14 protein-coding genes are annotated in these 17960 nt (G+C 45.6%); 7 read left to right on the forward strand and 7 right to left on the reverse strand.

Annotation, left to right across the window (positions count from 1 at the left end; all coding sequences use genetic code 11):
• Window positions 1-4 precede the first annotated feature (4 nt).
• On the reverse strand, window positions 5-1936 hold the full coding sequence (locus tag AC0L6N_RS09700) for an alpha-amylase family glycosyl hydrolase (protein ID WP_473480903.1): 1932 nt from the start codon (window positions 1934-1936) through the stop codon (window positions 5-7).
• A 323-nt stretch (window positions 1937-2259) separates the two neighbouring features.
• Between AC0L6N_RS09700 and AC0L6N_RS09705 the strand changes: the two genes are divergently transcribed.
• The 3 genes from AC0L6N_RS09705 (at window position 2260) to AC0L6N_RS09715 (ending at window position 7109) form a co-directional block, all read left to right on the forward strand.
• Window positions 2260-5775, forward strand: coding sequence for an Ig-like domain-containing protein (locus AC0L6N_RS09705; RefSeq protein ID WP_473480905.1), 3516 nt, complete (start codon window positions 2260-2262; stop codon window positions 5773-5775).
• A gap of 31 nt (window positions 5776-5806) precedes the next feature.
• A complete protein-coding gene (locus AC0L6N_RS09710; protein WP_473480907.1) occupies window positions 5807-6334 on the forward strand; it encodes a hypothetical protein in 528 nt (175 codons plus the stop codon).
• Window positions 6335-6611: 277 nt separating this feature from the next.
• Window positions 6612-7109 carry a GAF domain-containing protein gene (locus AC0L6N_RS09715; protein ID WP_473480909.1) on the forward strand — a complete coding sequence of 166 codons (498 nt, stop codon included), beginning with the start codon at window positions 6612-6614 and terminating at the stop codon, window positions 7107-7109.
• 106 nt (window positions 7110-7215) lie between these two features.
• On the opposite strand, the gene AC0L6N_RS09720 is transcribed toward AC0L6N_RS09715, so the two are convergent.
• Together AC0L6N_RS09720 and AC0L6N_RS09725 are read right to left on the reverse strand one after the other, a co-directional pair.
• Window positions 7216-8481: a Y-family DNA polymerase gene (locus AC0L6N_RS09720; RefSeq protein ID WP_473480911.1), complete on the reverse strand. Its 1266-nt coding sequence runs from the start codon at window positions 8479-8481 to the stop codon at window positions 7216-7218.
• Window positions 8481-8885, reverse strand: coding sequence for a LexA family protein (locus AC0L6N_RS09725; protein WP_011575143.1), 405 nt, complete (start codon window positions 8883-8885; stop codon window positions 8481-8483). Before AC0L6N_RS09725 ends, AC0L6N_RS09720 begins: the two co-directional genes overlap by 1 nt.
• 228 nt (window positions 8886-9113) lie before the next feature.
• Here AC0L6N_RS09725 and AC0L6N_RS09730 point away from each other — a divergent pair, with 228 nt between their 5' ends.
• Both AC0L6N_RS09730 and AC0L6N_RS09735 read left to right on the forward strand, forming a co-directional pair.
• Window positions 9114-9557: an SOS response-associated peptidase family protein gene (locus tag AC0L6N_RS09730; RefSeq protein WP_473480914.1), complete on the forward strand. Its 444-nt coding sequence runs from the start codon at window positions 9114-9116 to the stop codon at window positions 9555-9557.
• A 208-nt stretch (window positions 9558-9765) separates the two neighbouring features.
• Window positions 9766-10170: a DUF1801 domain-containing protein gene (locus tag AC0L6N_RS09735; RefSeq protein WP_473480915.1), complete on the forward strand. Its 405-nt coding sequence runs from the start codon at window positions 9766-9768 to the stop codon at window positions 10168-10170.
• A gap of 89 nt (window positions 10171-10259) precedes the next feature.
• On the opposite strand, the gene AC0L6N_RS09740 is transcribed toward AC0L6N_RS09735, so the two are convergent.
• Both AC0L6N_RS09740 and AC0L6N_RS09745 read right to left on the reverse strand, forming a co-directional pair.
• Complete coding sequence (locus tag AC0L6N_RS09740; protein ID WP_473480917.1) at window positions 10260-12563, reverse strand: exonuclease domain-containing protein; 2304 nt, start codon at window positions 12561-12563, stop codon at window positions 10260-10262.
• 46 nt (window positions 12564-12609) lie between these two features.
• Window positions 12610-13095 carry a CIA30 family protein gene (locus AC0L6N_RS09745; protein ID WP_473480918.1) on the reverse strand — a complete coding sequence of 162 codons (486 nt, stop codon included), beginning with the start codon at window positions 13093-13095 and terminating at the stop codon, window positions 12610-12612.
• 371 nt (window positions 13096-13466) lie between these two features.
• Here AC0L6N_RS09745 and AC0L6N_RS09750 point away from each other — a divergent pair, with 371 nt between their 5' ends.
• Complete coding sequence (locus AC0L6N_RS09750) at window positions 13467-14573, forward strand: DUF2891 domain-containing protein (RefSeq protein ID WP_473480920.1); 1107 nt, start codon at window positions 13467-13469, stop codon at window positions 14571-14573.
• Between the two features lie 165 nt (window positions 14574-14738).
• Here AC0L6N_RS09750 and AC0L6N_RS09755 read toward each other — a convergent pair whose 3' ends face one another.
• Both AC0L6N_RS09755 and AC0L6N_RS09760 read right to left on the reverse strand, forming a co-directional pair.
• Complete coding sequence (locus tag AC0L6N_RS09755) at window positions 14739-15713, reverse strand: HPP family protein (RefSeq protein WP_473480922.1); 975 nt, start codon at window positions 15711-15713, stop codon at window positions 14739-14741.
• A 229-nt stretch (window positions 15714-15942) separates the two neighbouring features.
• Window positions 15943-16602 carry a hypothetical protein gene (locus AC0L6N_RS09760; protein ID WP_473480924.1) on the reverse strand — a complete coding sequence of 220 codons (660 nt, stop codon included), beginning with the start codon at window positions 16600-16602 and terminating at the stop codon, window positions 15943-15945.
• A gap of 343 nt (window positions 16603-16945) precedes the next feature.
• On the opposite strand from AC0L6N_RS09760, the gene AC0L6N_RS09765 reads away from it, so the two are divergent.
• Window positions 16946-17911 (forward strand): DUF4862 family protein, encoded by a 966-nt coding sequence (locus AC0L6N_RS09765; protein ID WP_473480926.1) that lies wholly within the window; start codon window positions 16946-16948, stop codon window positions 17909-17911.
• The last annotated feature ends 49 nt before the right edge of the window (window positions 17912-17960 follow it).

Below are 17960 nucleotides of genomic sequence, written 5' to 3' on the forward strand. Positions count from 1 at the left end.
TGTTTTACTTCACGAGGTTCAGTACCACAGATTGTAACGATCCTAGCGTCATTGATATACGACCTTTTTGATTTTCCACGTTAATATTCATTTTTTGCTCACTGAGTAAATCGAACATCGTATATTCGCCATCAGGTAGCCCCCATTGAGAAATTAAGCTTTCGGGGATCACTAATTCGAACTGTTTACCCGCTTGACTAAAGTTACTGACTACCACAATTTTTTGCTCGTCATTGAAGCGACTAAATGCGTAAATAGACTCGCTGTAAGTTACTCCATTATTATCGCTGTTCTGATTAAGATTAACTGAATGCAAGTCCGCATAGTGCCCCGCCATCGCGCTTTGGCTTGCTGAGATACGTAACACCCGGCGATAGTAATCCCGGAGGGCTTTTTCGCTTGGGGCTAACATCGCACCGTCGAATTTTCCTTGGTTCATCCAGCGTTGATGCGCTGGAACGCCAGCATAATCAAAAATGGTGGTGCGAGAGGCTGAACCAAAGCCCATATTTTCACTGCCATCTTCCCCCACTTCTTGGCCAAAATAAATGAGTGTCGGCGCGCGGCTTATTAAGGCTGATACGACTAATGCCGGCTTTCCTAATTCACTGCTGCCAGCAAACTGAGGGCTAGCGATGCGCTGCTCATCATGATTTTCCAAAAAGTGCAGCATATGCATCTCTATATCCGCTACTTCTGAATGCGCTTTTGTAATAACAGAAGCGGGTAATTGACCTTGCATGACCCCTTTTAAACTGTCATAAAAGCCGACTTTATCGTACAAGAAGTCCATTTTTCCCTGAGTAATATAGTCTCGATACTTAGTCGGATCGTACACTTCAGCCAGTAAAAATGCCTCCGGATTGGTGTGTTTAATGTGCGAATTTAGGTAACTCCAAAACGCCACTGGCACCATTTCCGCCATATCATATCGAAACCCATCTACACCTTTTGCCAACCAGTACTGGGTAATATCACGAAATTTAATCCATGAGTCCGGCACACTCTTATTTGCCCAGAACACCACATGTTCATCGGGCGTTTTGTCGGCATATTGGGCTGGTAGCACAGCGAAATCATAGCTTCCATCAGGCTTAACGCCGTAATTCACTTTCACTGTTTCATACCAATCATTGGCATCAGGTTGTGCTTTGCGTGAACCATTGCCCGTCCACTTTGCGGGTGATTCTTTAAATTCCCCGTCAGCTAACGGGTGGGGTTCCCCGCCTAAAGGTTGATATCCTTGAGGGGCTTTTGGCACCATGAAATCTTGCCCAACGACATAATAAAAGTTGTTATCTCGCGCATATTCAAGACTTACATCATCCTTTTCACCGAAATCACTCATACCATCAGGTTTTGCCAGCGATTGATAATTTCTTGCCACGTGGTTAGGCACAATATCAATGATGACTTTCATGCCGTTTTTATGCGTGCGCTTTATCAGTGCCTCGAATTCTGCCAACCGGTTTGCTGGGTCATCTGCCAAATCTGGGTTAACCGTGTAATAATCCTTCACAGCATATGGCGAGCCCGCTCTGCCTTTAACCACATCGGGATCGTCATTTGAAATACCGTACTCGCTATAATCGGTGATCACATCGTGATGGGGTACGCCCGTATACCAAATATGACTGACGCCGAGTTCTTTTATGCCTTGCAGGGCTTCATCGGTAAAATCACTGAATTTCCCAACGCCGTTTTCTTCAATGGTGCCCCATGGTTTATTGGTGGTATTGGTATTGCCAAATAACCGGGTAAACACTTGGTACACCACTGGCTTCACGTGCTCGTGCGTCATGTTCGCCACTGCGACGTCCCCCTTATCTTGAACGTTTTCATCTCGCTTACCCGACTCATGCGAACAGGCAAATAAACTACTAGTAAGCACTACAAGAGGCACACTCCACGCGCGAGTAAAAGAATATGAGAGCATGTATGACAACGGTAAACGCATAAGGATAGTGTCCAATACAGGTAAATTAACAAATTAGTCACAAATCATACCTGCCATCCCTTACCCCGCATAGCGCCCTACATACGTATTCATCTCCATAGCAATGAAACAATCACGGTCAAGAAGCCCGTATGAGAAAACCCTTCAAGTAAAATATCAATCATTTTGTTAACAATTAATTACACTTTGTTAACCAAGTAATATAATCTATTGCCCGCAACTAACCCAATTTACGTGTCGATTCAGTTTTAAGCGAGTTAGTTGAGCCTGTAAAACCACCACATACATAATAGGAACGCACTATGTTAAAAGTCATTCCGTGGTTGCTTGTAACGTCGAGTTTGGTCGCGATACCAACATACATACACGCAACGACAGAGGTAGTTGTTAATTTGAATGTCAAACATTCAGTTGAAGGTAAATCTGAATTTGAGCGCAAAAACCATATAAAACTGCATTCCACTCTAAACGATAATGATTGGCAGGGTGAAGAAGACAAACTTAAGTATATGATGGAAGAGTTAGACGTTTATTTTGGTCGAGATAACGGTGGCACCGTTTGGAATTTTAACCAAGCCATTGAGGACCCAGCCAACATAGGTTATGCAGATCCGCAGAATATCATCGCTCGTGGTCAAGCTCAGCGCGAAACCAATTGGGGACAAAACAAGTCTGCTTTACATCAATACGATGGCCGAGGAGACTTGATGATAGGCGGCCAACCCAGAGCGCATTATCTAGGTAACACTTCACCTTGTTGCGGTGGAAGCGCTTGGCAAGCAAAAGGTGGCGACGCGGTAGGTGATTTCCTTGGACAATATGTTAACGAGTTTTTCCGTTCTGCAGGTGATCCCGTGACAAAGGGACACCTAGCGCCCGTTTACTTTGAGGTGCTTAACGAACCTCTTTATCAGGTAACGGATGCGCCACATGAACTCGGATTAGAGCAGCCCATCCCGCCAATCGATATTTTTACCTTTCATAACGACGTTGCCGATGCTTTTCGACAACACAACACCCATATAAAAATTGGTGGCTTTACGGTGGCATTCCCTATATTTGAGCAAAGAGAGTTTGCTCGCTGGGAAGAAAGAATGAAGCTATTTATTGATACCAGTGGCAGCCATATGGATGTGTATTCAACCCATTTTTATGATCTTGAAGACGACAATCGTTTTAAAGGTAGTCGACTCGAAGCAACATTAGACATGATAGATCAATATTCGCTACTCGCTTTAGGTGAAACCAAACCTCACGTTATTTCAGAATATGGCGGCCGAAATAGACCCATGGAAAATGCGCCTTGGTCTGCATTACGCGATTGGTGGTTTCTTAAAACCGCTAGCCCCATGTTAATGCAATTTCTCAGTCGTCCCGATTCCGTCTTAACCTCTATTCCCTTTGTCCCCATCAAAGCGCTGTGGGGCACGGCAGCAGACGGTACGCCCTACAATTGGCGATTACTTCGTCAACAAAAGGAAGCACCGAATGAAACCGGTGAAGACTGGGTATTTACTGAAATGGTCAAATTTTATCAGCTATGGTCTGATGTAAAAGGCACTCGCGTTGATACCTTTTCCACTAACAGTGATTTCCTTATTGATAGCTATGTACAAAATGACAAAGCATATGTGCTGATCAGTAATCTTACTGAACAAGCGGAAAAAATTGTTGTGCACAAGTACGGCGCGCCTGCGTCAAGTCAGCCCACAACACGCATTAAGCATCTGTATCTCAAAGGCGCAGCCCCCGCGCTTGATGAAACAAGTCATGCGTCAGATATCCAAGAAGTCACGATTGCTGCTGAAGCGACTATGGTAATCGAATACGATTACCCTTCAGACATCGTCATCAACGAAACATCACAAGAGAAAAAGTATTTTGCCACTGAATATTTAAAACCCATTTCAGCCAATCAAGTCAGTCGCTTTAATATTAATTCGGTTGCTACAAGCGCGCTCGGTGAAGGCATATTGCGCATTGTTGTTGGGCGCAAGTTAGGCGAGTCTCTCGCACCAACTATCGCTGTTAATGGGGAAACCTTAACAGCTTCAGCACAAATTTCTGGGGATATTCAGAACACCCGAGGCGACTTTTTTGGTGTTATCGAATTTCCCGTCCCCATTGACCTTTTGCGCACTAATAACGAAATAGATGTGACCTTTGGCGATGATGGGGGACATATTGCCAGCGTGAACCTTAAAGTGTTTAGCTTCACATCAGATGTCCGCCCCAGTGCTGGCCCTGTAAAGGGGATCACTATTGAGCCCACATCGGCTGTGGTCGCGGTGGGACGCACACTACAACTAAACCCCACTATCACCCCGTACTTTGCCACCAACCAAAATTATTTTTTGCAATCCAGTGCGCCCGAGGTGGCTACTGTAACGCAAACAGGTTTGGTGAGTGCCTTAATGCAGGGGGAAGCGAGGATCACTGCAACCACTGAAGAGGGCAGCTTTATTGCTCAGGTAGACATCGAGGTTGAGTTGCCCTCTCCTACGTCGATCACATTCGATGATCAAAGCATGTACGCAAGCACGGTATATACCGCAGGTGAGGCTATGCACGTCACCACTGAGTATGATGCTGGTACGGGCCATACTGTGACGGCAGCACTTGGCGGGGTCGAATACAGACTGCGTCATTTAACCCCTAGTTTTGGCTTAATATCTGATGTTGCTATTGTGCAAGATGGTCACGCGGTCAATACTCAACGTGGTACATCTAGCGTCGAATTAGCCCTACCCGCCAATTTACAAGCCAGTGCAGACCTCCCTGATGGCGAGTTCTATTTTTTATTTGTTAGGGTGGTCTCTAGTAACGGGGAAACTCAATCAACAAGTGCTTTCCCGGTTAGTATTGAAGCAGGCAATATTGACACAAGCCCGTCGTTAACACTGGATGATGCGCGTAAATATCGCGATACAATCTACAAAACAGACCAACAACTTACTGTAACAGCACATTATCAGGCGGGCGATGGAAATACAGTGACGAGTGAGCAAGGCGGCGTGCGCTTTTACCTACGTGAACTGGACGCAAATTTTGGCCTCATCAATGACATCATTATCGAAGATGCCTCAGCTATCGGTCAACAAGTAGGTGCTGCCACCGCTACCTTTTCACTAGCAGAATTAACGCCCAGCGCAGCCTTACCTGCTGGACATTTTTACTATTTGTTTGCTGTTTTTAATAGCACCAACGGCGATAAATATAACATTCCTGGTGTATTTCCCATTCGTATCGAGCAAGAGGTGAGTGAGCTTTCCTTGACATTTAGCGAGCCGAATTTATATCGCTCCACAGACTACGAAGTGGGCGGTTCATTAGTGGTTTCAGTCGATTTTGATATGGGTACAGGCAACGCTGTCAGTGATGAGCTAGGCGGTATACGTTTCTTTTTACGCCATCTAAGAGAAGACTACTCTATGGTTAAAGACATCATACTCGAAGATGCCAATGCAATTGGTCAGCAAACGGGCTCAGCCAGCGTCACGTTTTCCCTCGCCAATATAGCGGCGAGTGATGCACTACCCGCCAATGATTTTTACTTTCTTTATGTACTCGTCAAGTCGACTGACGGTGCCACCCAAGACCTCGCTGTGCAACGTATCAACATCGTCAGCCCTGCGTTGGTCGGCGATTACGACCTAGATGGCGACGTGGATATCAACGACATACAAAGCTTAATCGTTGCTATTCAAATGCGGCAATCTATCGACCTGACTTTTGATATGAATAGCGATGGTACGGTTAACCTACTCGACACACGACTACTCATGAACGCATGCACCCGAACCCGCTGTGCACCCTAGTCAAACAAAATAAGAATAAGGAATATATCTCATGAAAAAATTACTGTTAATTTTAGCACTGTGTTTTAGCCTACCCAGCCAAGCGAACTTGCTTACCCTAGATGTCAGTTCGCCTGAATTAAACATAGGCGAGGCGCTTTCGGTCACCGTATCCTCTACAAATTTCGATCCGTTCAGTACTCTGGGCTTTGAAATAGAATTTGACACTGATCTTTTTGCTTTCGCGCCTAATTCGGTGGGCGGTGACTTAGCAAATACTGGAGCATTTATTTTTGAGGTCAGCGCACAAACGTATGGTGTTGCGATGTCTTTTATCGACTTTGAGGATTTTACGCAGCCAAACTTTAGTGCACTCACGTTTAATTTGACCGCTATTGCCTCTGGCTCCACTGACTTTACCTTAGCCAATATCCAATCCTTTATGCCCATTGACAGTGCGGCTCTAAACGCGTCAGCGCAAGTTAACTCAGTACCCGCAGCAGGCACGTTCAGCATTTTTCTTTTTACTACATTTTGCCTCGCGCTGCGTCACCGCACTCGGGCCCGGTTAACTAGCTAAAAGGGACTAAAAAAGAGCCATAAAACACTACCACCTCGTATCAGGCGAACATCCGCACGTGTTCGCCCTGATGCGCACATTCTCCCCTGTCGGTAACGAGCAAATGGCAGCATTATCGCACCGTATTTAACTGCAGGTATGACAGCAATTCCTGCGTTATTTTATATCTTAACCAAGGTAGTATGATAATATCGCTCGCGTTTGTACACCCTTCCCCCTTTTCACAACTTGACTAATAAATCGACATCGAAATCCCGTCACGTTAACTGAGTATCACATGCCCGATTACCCACGGTTACCCCATGAGCTGGAACGCTTAAGTGCGTTAAAAAACTTGAATATCATTGACACAGAGCAAGACCAATTACTTGATGCCATTACCCTTGAGGCAAGAAATCATTTTAATAGTAAATCTTGTTTAATCAGCTTAATTACTGAAGACCGTCAGTGGTTTAAATCAAAACAAGGCTTGGACGTAACAGAAACACCACGAAAAATTTCATTTTGTACATACGCCATTGCCGAGGAAGAATACTTGATCATTCCAGACTCCCTTGCTGATGAGCGTTTTAAAAATAATCCTTTGGTAACAGGCGCCCCATTTATTCGCGCATACGCTGGTAGTATTTTACATACAGGTGAAGGTTACGAAGTGGGTACATTTTGTCTGTTGTTTGATAAACCTCGTGCGTTCAGTGACGAAGATATCAGCGTTTTACAACGCTTCGGCGCCGCGGCAGAAAAAGTACTAATTGAAGGTTATAGCGTTCGATAATGTTCTGTAAGCGCGAGCTCTGACTACCTATTTTATGTAATCACAGGTTGTCTGTTTAGTACTTCAAATGATCCCTGCTATTGCTTTTTTTCAACGCCATTAAGTACTAGCACTTAATTTTTGGTATATCTCGCCACTGCGTCGTGTACTGCGGGGACAAAAACGCCCGCTTCATAGAAAAACGTTGCTCAAAGCCTTTGGCCGCCATTTGCACGGTTGAACGTCCGTAGCGCGAGTTAATATTATCCATACATGCCATCAACCTTGAGTTGTCATTCGACGGGTTGAATAAATCATATTGATATAAATCCTGCTCATGTAAGTCCATCAACCCGACACCACATTTGTAATAATGTACACCTGGTTGAAAAAGCTGAGACATTGCACTGTCAATCACATGAAGAATATTACGCGTGTCATTTGTGGGCACAGTGAAGCGATGAAAGAAAGAGCGCCGCACATACCCGTCATTATCATGGGGAGAATTAGTGGCAAAAAGCGTCATACTACTGGTCACGCTTTTTTGTTTACGCAGTTTCACACTTACAGTTTCAGCATGACCAGCAAGCGCCGCTCGCAATTCATCATAATCAGTCACGCGACTGCCAAAACTGCGCGTACTGTATATTTCTTTCTTGGCCGCTCTTACGGTTTCCCAGCAGTGACGAATCTCGCCATTTAACTCTCTCACCGTGTTTTCCACGATAATCGAAAACGCCTTTCTGATGTGCGACGGGTCACGGTTTGCAAGCTCCCACGCTGTGTGGATCCCCAGCGCATTCAATTTTACACCTAAACGTTTTCCTATGCCCCACACGTCAGTCACAGCCAGTTGCTTCAGCACATGCTTACGCGCATCTTCGTTATCCAGCACTGCCACGCCGATAAAACCACTCACATTTTTAGCCGCGTGATTGGCCACTTTAGCCAATGTAGGCGTCGGCCCTATGCCAACACAGATAGGCAACCTCACTTCCCGCCACACGGTTTTTCGAATACTGTTAGCATGATTATTCCAACCGTCTTGGGGCGCAGTTGCGTCTTTACCATAATATAAAAAGCATTCATCGATAGAGTACACATTGATGTCAGGGGCAAAGCGCGCGCATGTATCCATCATGCGTTGACTCAGGTCGGCATAAAGTTCGTAATTACTTGAGCGAATAACGGCACCTGCCGCTTCTAGCTCTTTTTTGACCTGAAAATAAGGTACGAACTTCTTCCCGACACCCATTCGTTTGGCAATGCCACACGCTGCACAAATACAACCATCGTTGTTGGTCAACACCACCACTGGCTTATTGCGAATACTTGGATCAAACACTTTTTCGCAACTCGCGTACATGCTGTTGGCATCACATAGAGCGAACATTACATTGGCTTTTTAAAAGGTCGATGCAGGCGGATCGAGCGCGTAACCACACCCTCTATTTGGAAATCATCACCTTCTTGTAAGAAATAGGGGGGAAATCGATTACTGGATGACAGTAGACAACGCTGCACTTTATCAATCTTTTTACACACAAATACACCATTGAGGTTGGCGACCACCACGTCTCGATCTTTAATATCTTGGGCACGGTCGACAATCAGTAAGTCGCCGGAAAAAATACCGTCTCCGGTCATCGACTCCCCCTGTGCGATACCGATATAGGTCGCAGATGGATGGTCAATCAAGAGTTGGTCTAAATCTAGGCTTAGCTGGGTATATTCTGTTGCAGGGGATTCGAACCCAACAATACCGGCAGAGGCTTTAATAGGAATAAATTTCAACATATACTGTTATTATATACAGTATATGTCGAATTCAAATAACTTTAATTAATTTTTAGGGTGCAATTAGGGTGCAACATGTGTGGAAGGCTTAATGTGATAGACAATGAGTTCGTTCAAGGCTTATGCGTCACCCTCGGTATCGATTTAACGATGACGCCGTTAGCGCCCAATCGGTTTATTCGCGCTGCAAGCGACGCGTAAATCATCCGCGAGCTTGAGGGTCAGCCTTTGTTTCAAAAAGCATCGTGGTGGCTGTTACTTGAACCGAGAGACACCGGCTTCAAACCCTCCAAATTTACCAGTTTCAATGCCCGCTACGATGAGCTGAATGTGCCCCGAACAGCTGGGTACCAACCTTTTAGGACGGCCCGTTGCATCATCGTTGCCAAAGGGTTTGGAGAAACTGAATTCGAACAGCGAGGTAATAAAAACGTACCTAAGCACTACCACGACGTTATTGCGCACAAAGGCGCTATCGCGTTTGGGGGCTTATACAAAAAATATATCAACAAACAAAGCGCTGAGGTCAGCCTTGGCTGTTCAATTGTCACCTTGGCCTCACACCCTAAACTGGCGAATATTCACAGCACGTCAAGTCCCTTGATGCTGCCGCAGGAGGATGCCTTAGATGCTTGGTTAGATACCTATTATCAGCAGATAGACAGCAAGTAGACAATTTCAACCACCTACTGCACCCTAGAATAAGGCAAGACTAGTTTGCCACTGAAATCAATACGCCGAGCTTATACCAAGCTATTGGGTCGCCTAGCGTGATCCAGCGTGTCATAATGTAATTTGTAACCCCTGTCATCTGGCGTTGAATGTCAGCGGGACTTGGTTCTATCAGCCAACGTTAAGCAGAGTGGAGAAACCCTACATTATGACCATCGTCATTTCTGATAAGTATCCTAAAATCGCCAGAGCGCAGTTCAGCGCTATTCGAAGTGAAATACGGGATATTGCTACGGTGCATAACTTAGGTAAAGTGGAAGAGTCGCTAAAATGGGGCGAGCCAAGTTTTTCAGTAAAAGGTGGCAGCCCTATCCGCATCGATTGGAAAGACAAAACACCAGAGCTCTTCAACGTTTATTTTCACTGCCAAACTCGGCTAATAGACACATTCAAAGAGGTGTATCCAAACAGTTTTACTTATCAGGGCAATCGCGCACTTAGTCTTCCTTTAACCAAAAGCATTTATGACACCCCATTAAACCAGTGCTTGTTAATCGCGATGACCTATCACAAGGTAAAACACTTACCACTACTGGGCGCGCAACCTACTTAAGCATCGGGCGTTCTGCTATTCCTTAAATTCAACGCGTCATACTTACCTGTTACCAAGAAAGCTCACGGACCAGCGCACGCAGGCAAGCGTTATACTGTGTGTTTTTTCTCGTTCACCATGATCAGTAGCTCAGCAGCAGCTTGAGCGTCACATAAGGCTCGGTGATGATTATCAAGAGACAATCCGTATTCTTTGCTTAACTTACCCAACGAATAAGATGGTGAGCCAGGATAATACTTACGCATTTCGCGCACTGTGCATAGCTTGGGCATAGAGAACGCTCTTTCTAATCGCCCGTATTCCAACTTAAAAAAGCCATAGTCGAAATTCACGTTGTGAGCCACGAAAATACAGTCTTGCATAAACGCCTCTAAATCATCTATGACTTCGCAAAAAAGTGGCGCGTCTTCGACCATATCATTACTGATCCCCGTCAAACGGGTAATAAAATGCGGCACCCGTCTTTCAGGGTTGATAAGGCTACTCCAGCTGTCGACCACCTTGGAGTCAATCACTTTAACCGCGCCGATTTCAGTAATGCGATGCCCCGGCTTGCATCCTCCTGTCGTTTCAACGTCAACCACGACATAGGGTTGTTGGGGGTTATAACGCCACTCTACTTGACACACCCCGACGTTAAACCCGGCATTTTGCAATGCGTCGATACTCACCAGCTGATTGGCGCGAAGTTGATCCCCCGGCGCTTTCACCTCTTCAAAGCGCAGTTGCTGATTTTCAATCACCATTAAATCTGGGTAACCATCTTTTAACCCTTGGTAATTTTTCGCCATTGCTCTTAAGTGGTCCGCTACCCATTGCCCGTTTACATGTCGTAAGAATACGCCAATGATCTCAAGCATCTTGGGGTGCCAACGAAATATACCGTTAGGCTGCCCATAGTATCGACTTGCAACTTGCGTCAGGTATGCCATGGCATGGCTGGATACGCTGTTTATCTGGTGCTTGTGTTGGGGCTGGGGTTGAGATTGACATTGAGTGAACAGCGCTAAGCGCGCTTCCACCTGAGCACCTAACTCATCGTATAGACAGTTTTCTTTTATCAGGCGTGGTCTGCGGTCAAACTCTGAGCCCGTTGCGCGCTCGGCCTCATTAAACAATTCATGCCAAAACGTTAAACCAAATAGTGCCCTGAATAAGCGATTTTCGGTTCTATAAGCTAAAATATTTGCCGGCAATTGTGCTGCGGTTTGATCAAGAGATTCAGCCTGAAGCTCGCTTTGTTGTTTCCCCCCATGCGCAGCATTATCCACGCATAGATTTTGCCCCTCGTAGTAGCGTTTCACGCCTAACTCCACGCGATCTTTGTACACTTCATCAATGTAAAGTTTGTGACTATGCTCACGTAAACGCTGGGTACGCACGCTTAACTTTGCTTGATTGAACTTACGTTGGTAAAAGTCAAACGCGAACAAACTTAGTTCGTCGTCTTTCGGTGCATCAAGTATCGCTTCAAGGGCCAACTTGGCGCGCTCTTTATCAAATTTATAGGTTTCTCTGATCAAGCGCTCTTGTGCTTTTTGGTGTGAAGATAAACGCCAAAATGCCAGCGCTTGTGTTTTAGCGTTCTCACTATCAATGGCTAGTAGGGCGCAGCCCAGCTCGTACCAAAAGTGTGCAGCATATTCATTGGCTGTAATCCCTACGGGCGTTTGTTGTAATTCTTGCTGTTGCGCAAATTCAGTCAGTCCTTCGGGGCACAGAGATCCCAAACGCTGTTTTTGCTGAGCAAAATAGAAGGCACTTTGGGCTTCTTCAATACCATCAAAGCGAGGGCCTTGCTGCTTAGATTTATTGCGCGTTTTAAGGACGCCCAAGTCCCGCATGGAGAACTTGTCTAGCGCGCTATTGAGATTGCCAAAAAATAAAAACAGTAAGTATTGCCACTCATCAACGAATGTTTTTACTTTGAAATCGTCGCATAAGGTATGTTGGGTGATTGCCTCAGCGCTAAGCGTACGGGCTAGCGTTAATAAAACGGCTTTGGCAGCACTTTTTTTAAACGTTACCTGTTGCGAGCTTAATAATTCGATCAATTGCGCCTTGTTCAGCGCATCGAGAAAGGGACCGACATCGCTGGTAACAACCGAACGTAACACGCCACAGTCAGTGAGTATCGCTAGCTCCCGTTGGCAGTCTTCAATTTCCCCGTAGGTTAAGGTACTGCTGGCGATGAACAGGCCTTTTCGATTTACCACGCGTACAAACATGCATTGGGTGTTGTGCGCTAATTGCTCAAAGCGCTGAATAAAATCGTGATGTGCTGGCAATAATAATGCCGCACAATGGGTCTGCGTATAAGCGAGGAATTCGTTAAAATGATCAAGGTAGTATTTCTCAGGCAATATTAGACCTGATTTCACGGGGCTTTGCATATAGGTTACGTTCTACTGAGGTATACGGGTTCTGGCACTGGCAGTCTTATCGTTCATGTAGAGTGATACTGTCAATCAATAAACAAAAGTCACCCTCTTGGCGATCGCTAATCAAAAAGCCCAGCTGTTTCACATCTAACCAATTCAGTGGTGGGGCCTCAAGCACTTTTTTGCCGCGCAACGTTGCCTTAAACTCACTCAATTTAAAGCGGAACGTTTGCCATTCATTCGCTTCAGTGGTGAACCCGACACCATAAGATGGCGCGCCTTTTTCAGTACCTGCTTTCAATCGAAACTGATAGCGCTTGCCATCACCCATAACTCGAATCGACACCTGAGTTTCGTGATGCACGTTTGATACAAATACTCGCCGATTTACGGAGGCAAAACCACCATTGTTCTCAAGTGAGACATGCCCGCTGAACACAGCGAGTTTGTCAACATGGGATAACTGCGACTTTGATACGCCACCCATTACGCCATCGTTTACCGATTGCCAACAGTCATTTTCATTAATTTTAAAAAGATTCATCGGTGACGTGCTCACTTTCTATTATCTATTGCTTATCGCCTATTTCAACAGGCCAACATTTTTATACAGTGGTTTATACAGTATTTTACCCAGCTTTACTGTTTTGACGCAAGTTGTGAATGCATATTTGCTAATCGGAAACTATGCGCAGCTGTGAAAGTTAGCGTTTATACGCTGAAGCGGCTTATAGGTTCATCATCGCAGTTATAGTGCATCGCTGCTCTTTGCAGGAAGGGTCACGTATCCGAGTATTCGCTCGTTCATTGATTCATTCTTTTTGCCAGTACCAGCGCTGCAGATTGACCGCGTGTTGCAACGCCCATACGCAGCGAGTATTCTGCGTTTAACAATTCCAAAAAATAAGATTTTTCATGAAAATCAAAGCCATGAGTTTGTCCATTGCGATGTACTGCGGCATCGCCTTCGCAGCGCAAAATGACCAAATAATAGCACCGAGCGAAGACCAAGTGATCGATCGTTTTGCCGAACTTGCCCTTGAATGTGTGCACAAAGAATACCCCAACATCATTAAGCACATGATGACGAGCAAAGACGACGTCAAAACGCCCAAAGCGTTGTACCCTGCTTTTTACGGGTGTTTCGATTGGCATTCATCTGCACATGGTCATTGGTTGCTGACACGTATTGCCAGTCAGTACCCAGACTCAGCGCATTATCAGGATATAATGACAAGTTTGAATCAAAGCTTTAGCCAAGCCAATATTCAGGGGGAGCTGGCTTATTTTAATCGTGAAGACACAGGCACCAGTTTTGAGCGCCCTTATGGCTTGGCGTGGTTCTTACAACTAACCACTGAATTACGTGAGTGGGACGACCCGCGAGCGAAAAAATGGCTAGCAACGCTTGGGCCGCTGGAAGATAAGATCGTCGCGAACGTCAGCGACTGGCTACCCAAATTGTCATTTCCGATCCGTGTGGGCGAGCACAGCCAAACCGCGTTTGCCTTTGGTCTAATGTTAGACTGGAGTGAAACAGCGAACAATACCGCCTTTAATCAACTGCTTAAAAGTACCGTAAGGCGTTTATACGCCAATGATGTTAATTGCCCATTAGCATATGAACCATCGGGCCAAGATTTCTTATCACCCTGCATTGCGGAGGCCGATTTAATGCGCCGCATTTTACCGCCCAGCGAATATGCGACTTGGTTAACATCATTTTTGCCGTCGATCCCCAAAAATGGAGACAGCCATTGGATGAGCGTAGCCACTGTCACAGATAAAAGTGACGGTAAACTCGCCCATCTGGATGGCCTAAACCTGAGCCGAGCGTGGATGCTAGAGGGAATTGCATCGGCGCTGCCAGCAGACGATAAACGAGTAGCCGCTATCCAAAGTGCGGCTCAGAAGCATCATCAAGCCGGCATAAATTCGGTGATCCACGATATGCACTACATGGGCAGTCACTGGTTGGGCAGCTTTGCGACGTACTTAACGACCGAGCGAGGGTTGCGTTAAATTACAGCGTTTTGTGCCTCGAAAGTGCAATTGTATATCACACTCACTTGGCGCAGGCGCCATTTATGGCGCCTATATATATAAAATTAGATGAAGTAAAAGCGCAGTCAGTAGTAATACACTTTTATGAAGCTGACTGCTGTTACTCGATGGATAACTGGGTGCTTATTCCTCTACTTTCACCCATTGCTGATTGTGTTTTTCCACTTCAAAACGCGCCCATGTGTGAAACTCGCGGCGTAAACACATATGTGTTTCGTAACCACCATCACCAGCTAACACTTTGTATATTACCTTGTCTTTACTGGCATGAGTGTTTGCCGGTGCTGCATCAACGACCTGGCGAATACTCCACAATCGCCCCAATTTGCCATTACTGTATATCCGCCCCGCGATAATACGGGATGGATGCGTGGTATTTTTTTCAGCATGCTTTTTGGCCAACTCCAATAAGTCCGTCAAGCCATCTGGGGTGATATCCACGTAAGAGTCCAACTCTTGCATAGCAGCGGCAAAATCTTCTTGGGTTAATTCATGCTCCCGCTCGCCCGATGGCGTACTAGCGCCTCTTTTTAGCTTATGAGAAAGGTGCACCGGATAACGTCGCCAATCAAATAAACCATTAAACGCCAATGTAATAAGCATGATGACGATTAGGTTCAGCCCCAATGGCAACCATAAAAAATCATACCCCAAGGCGTTGATGTCTGCCCCGCCAACCACGATTGTAAGCGCAGTTGCTCCGCCGGGGGGATGAATGCAACGTAAGTAATACATAGCTCCTATTGCGCCGCCCACAGCAAAAGCGGCAACCCAAGGCCCATGCCCTAGAAACTTTACGCTGGTTATCGCCAGCACAGCTGAAATGAGGTGCCCACCGATAACAGCCCACGGCTGCGAAAGCGCCCCGTGAGGCACAGCAAATAGCAAGACGGCGCTTGCCCCCATCGAAGCGATGATCATAATACTGCTATGCATGGTTAACAGTTGTGCTTGCACTACAAAATGCATGACCCACATTATCCCAGCGATCCCTAAAGCACCCCCTAAGGCGGATATGATTTTTTCATTGTGACTGGTGGTATTAGCAGAAATGCCAAGTAGATGTCTAAGCTCGTAAAAAAAAGAATGTAGGCGCATTAAAAAATAGAATATTTAAATTTGAGCGGGGGATCTTAGTAAAAAACACGCTCTAAAGGCAAGACATTCGCTATACCTGCTGAGTGTAAGTTAGCTGTTTAAGATCTGTATTTGTTACGCTCATGCTTGTAAAGCGGCAATTAACAGAATATATCACTGCCCCTGTGGCAAATAACCGCCGCCTACGAATTGCCTAATGAGATACAATAAGTTGCAGCCTGACAACGCATTAATCCTCCTCTTCACTTAACCCCAATGTTTTTTTCACCTGCTCAAACAAGCCATCTGACTCTCCGCGAGAGGCTAAAGAGAGCCCCGCATCCGATAAATAAAAACTGTCCAGTGAAAACAAGTAATCTCGGCTTTGTGTTAAGTACGTGACTACGTCGTCTTCATGCACGTCGGCTTCTTGCAGTTGTTTTGCATATTCCTGAGACTGTCCTAGTTCGTAAAATTCTGACAACGAATTTAAATCATCTAGCTTACTTTGCAGCCTGGGGTTTCTATCGAGGTATTGTTGGAGCTGAGCGAGGCCTTTGTGTTCAGGGTCATATTCGCTGCTAACGACCCATGCCCCCTCTTCTTGGGTGAGCTTAACATCAAAATTAAGACCTAAACTTTTCGCAGTATCAGTGAGATCTTCAGTGACCCCGCGCATGTTGAAGCTAAGCATGTTATCTAGCGTTTGTAGATTAATGCCGTTCTCACCTGATTTTAAACGCGCTAACGCGTCATCAATGTTTCCGTTTGCTAAATTACTTTGCACATCAGACAATCCAGCAGAAATATTATTTTTCTGGGCATCTACCACACCTTGTAATGCGGCATCTGCGTCACTAGCGTTGTTAAGGTAGTCAAACAAAGTGGTCTTTGATTGTTGGATCTGCATTGCGTTGATTCCTAGATTTGCCCAAATAAAACAAAGTGGTATTTTACCGTTAGCACGCCGTGATAAATTGGCAGAGCTGCTAACGCTTATACGCATACCTAATACTGAAAATAGTGCAAACCTTGAGCCAATTGTGACAGAGACAACGTCCTTAGTCTTGAATCAGCCACACCCTGCTCATTGATACTGCAAGACGCCCTCAACACTGTGTTTAATACAAGCTCCTTATCTCAGCGAAGTATCTTTACACTTAGCGCGCGTATGTGGCTATTCGCAAGCATCTTCCTTCATGCTAAAGTTAGATAAACACCTGTTTCCCTTCACTTTTCAAAAAGGAATTCACATGAATTATTTTGTCGGCTCCTACGCCACCTCCCCTGCGTGGGAACAGTGGGACGCTGAAGCTGAACACGCTTATTTTACTAAGCTAAAGGCTCTTAAAAATGTGCAAGGTTTAGAGCACCCCTTCACCGGCTCGTTACATCCCCATGATGACGATTGGTTTATCGCTAACGTGAGTCCTGATTGGCAATTTGTATTTACCTGCGTGCCGGGCATCATGGGTGCATTGGGTAAGAACCCACACTTTGGCATCGCATCAGACGATGAAACCGGTCGCCAAGATGCTCTTGCCTTTATGCAAAGAGCCTGTGATGCCATTGGCAAGTTAAATAAAGGCCTTGGCCGCAAGGCAGTTAAAGCCATTGAAATACAAACGGCTCCAGATCGAAGCAAAGCCGAGGGCTCGGCGAAATCTTTGCAGGCTTCATTAGAAACCATGCTCAGCTGGGATTGGCACGGCGCCGATATTGTCATTGAACACTGCGACGCACTTGTACCTGAACACGACCATGCTAAAGGCTTTTTGTCACTTGACGATGAAATAGCGGTCATAAATGAACTTAATGCAGCAAACAATGCCAACCTAGGGCTACTAATCAACTGGGGGCGTTCAGCCATTGAAAGCATGAGCACTGAAGGCGTGTTAGCGCATATTGAACACGTTAAGGCTCACGGTTTGCTCAAAGGCTTGATGTTCTCCGGTGTTACAGACCAAGATTCACCTTATGGCATTTGGAAAGACACGCACATGCCTGCAGCGAAAAACTCAACTGTTGATTTTGGCGCTGAGCATTCATTGTTGACAGAAGAAGAAATCCATCGCTCGTTAGCGGCCTGTGGAGAGGCATTAACCCATGACTCGATTGTCGGTATAAAACTTGGTATTCGCCCCAAAGACGCGCCGCTTGAGCCTCGCGTGGGCTATAACCAATCTGCGTTGGCGATGATTGATAGATTTTTCAAGTAAGCAGTTTAATTGATTATTTTTTAGCTGAGCTAGCTTTTGCGTTTAGCCG

It is taken from the genome of Paraglaciecola sp. G1-13, assembly GCF_055809255.1.

Coding starts and splice junctions, on each gene's coding strand:
- AC0L6N_RS09765 (WP_473480926.1), top strand. CDS start 16,946: ATGAATTATTTTGTCGGCTCCTACGCCACCTCCCCTGCGTGGGAACAG.
- AC0L6N_RS09740 (WP_473480917.1), bottom strand. CDS start 12,563: ATGCAAAGCCCCGTGAAATCAGGTCTAATATTGCCTGAGAAATACTAC.
- AC0L6N_RS09715 (WP_473480909.1), top strand. CDS start 6,612: ATGCCCGATTACCCACGGTTACCCCATGAGCTGGAACGCTTAAGTGCG.
- AC0L6N_RS09745 (WP_473480918.1), bottom strand. CDS start 13,095: ATGAATCTTTTTAAAATTAATGAAAATGACTGTTGGCAATCGGTAAAC.
- AC0L6N_RS09700 (WP_473480903.1), bottom strand. CDS start 1,936: ATGCTCTCATATTCTTTTACTCGCGCGTGGAGTGTGCCTCTTGTAGTG.
- AC0L6N_RS09735 (WP_473480915.1), top strand. CDS start 9,766: ATGACCATCGTCATTTCTGATAAGTATCCTAAAATCGCCAGAGCGCAG.
- AC0L6N_RS09755 (WP_473480922.1), bottom strand. CDS start 15,713: ATGCGCCTACATTCTTTTTTTTACGAGCTTAGACATCTACTTGGCATT.
- AC0L6N_RS09760 (WP_473480924.1), bottom strand. CDS start 16,602: ATGCAGATCCAACAATCAAAGACCACTTTGTTTGACTACCTTAACAAC.
- AC0L6N_RS09750 (WP_473480920.1), top strand. CDS start 13,467: ATGAAAATCAAAGCCATGAGTTTGTCCATTGCGATGTACTGCGGCATC.
- AC0L6N_RS09705 (WP_473480905.1), top strand. CDS start 2,260: ATGTTAAAAGTCATTCCGTGGTTGCTTGTAACGTCGAGTTTGGTCGCG.
- AC0L6N_RS09725 (WP_011575143.1), bottom strand. CDS start 8,885: ATGTTGAAATTTATTCCTATTAAAGCCTCTGCCGGTATTGTTGGGTTC.
- AC0L6N_RS09710 (WP_473480907.1), top strand. CDS start 5,807: ATGAAAAAATTACTGTTAATTTTAGCACTGTGTTTTAGCCTACCCAGC.
- AC0L6N_RS09720 (WP_473480911.1), bottom strand. CDS start 8,481: ATGTTCGCTCTATGTGATGCCAACAGCATGTACGCGAGTTGCGAAAAA.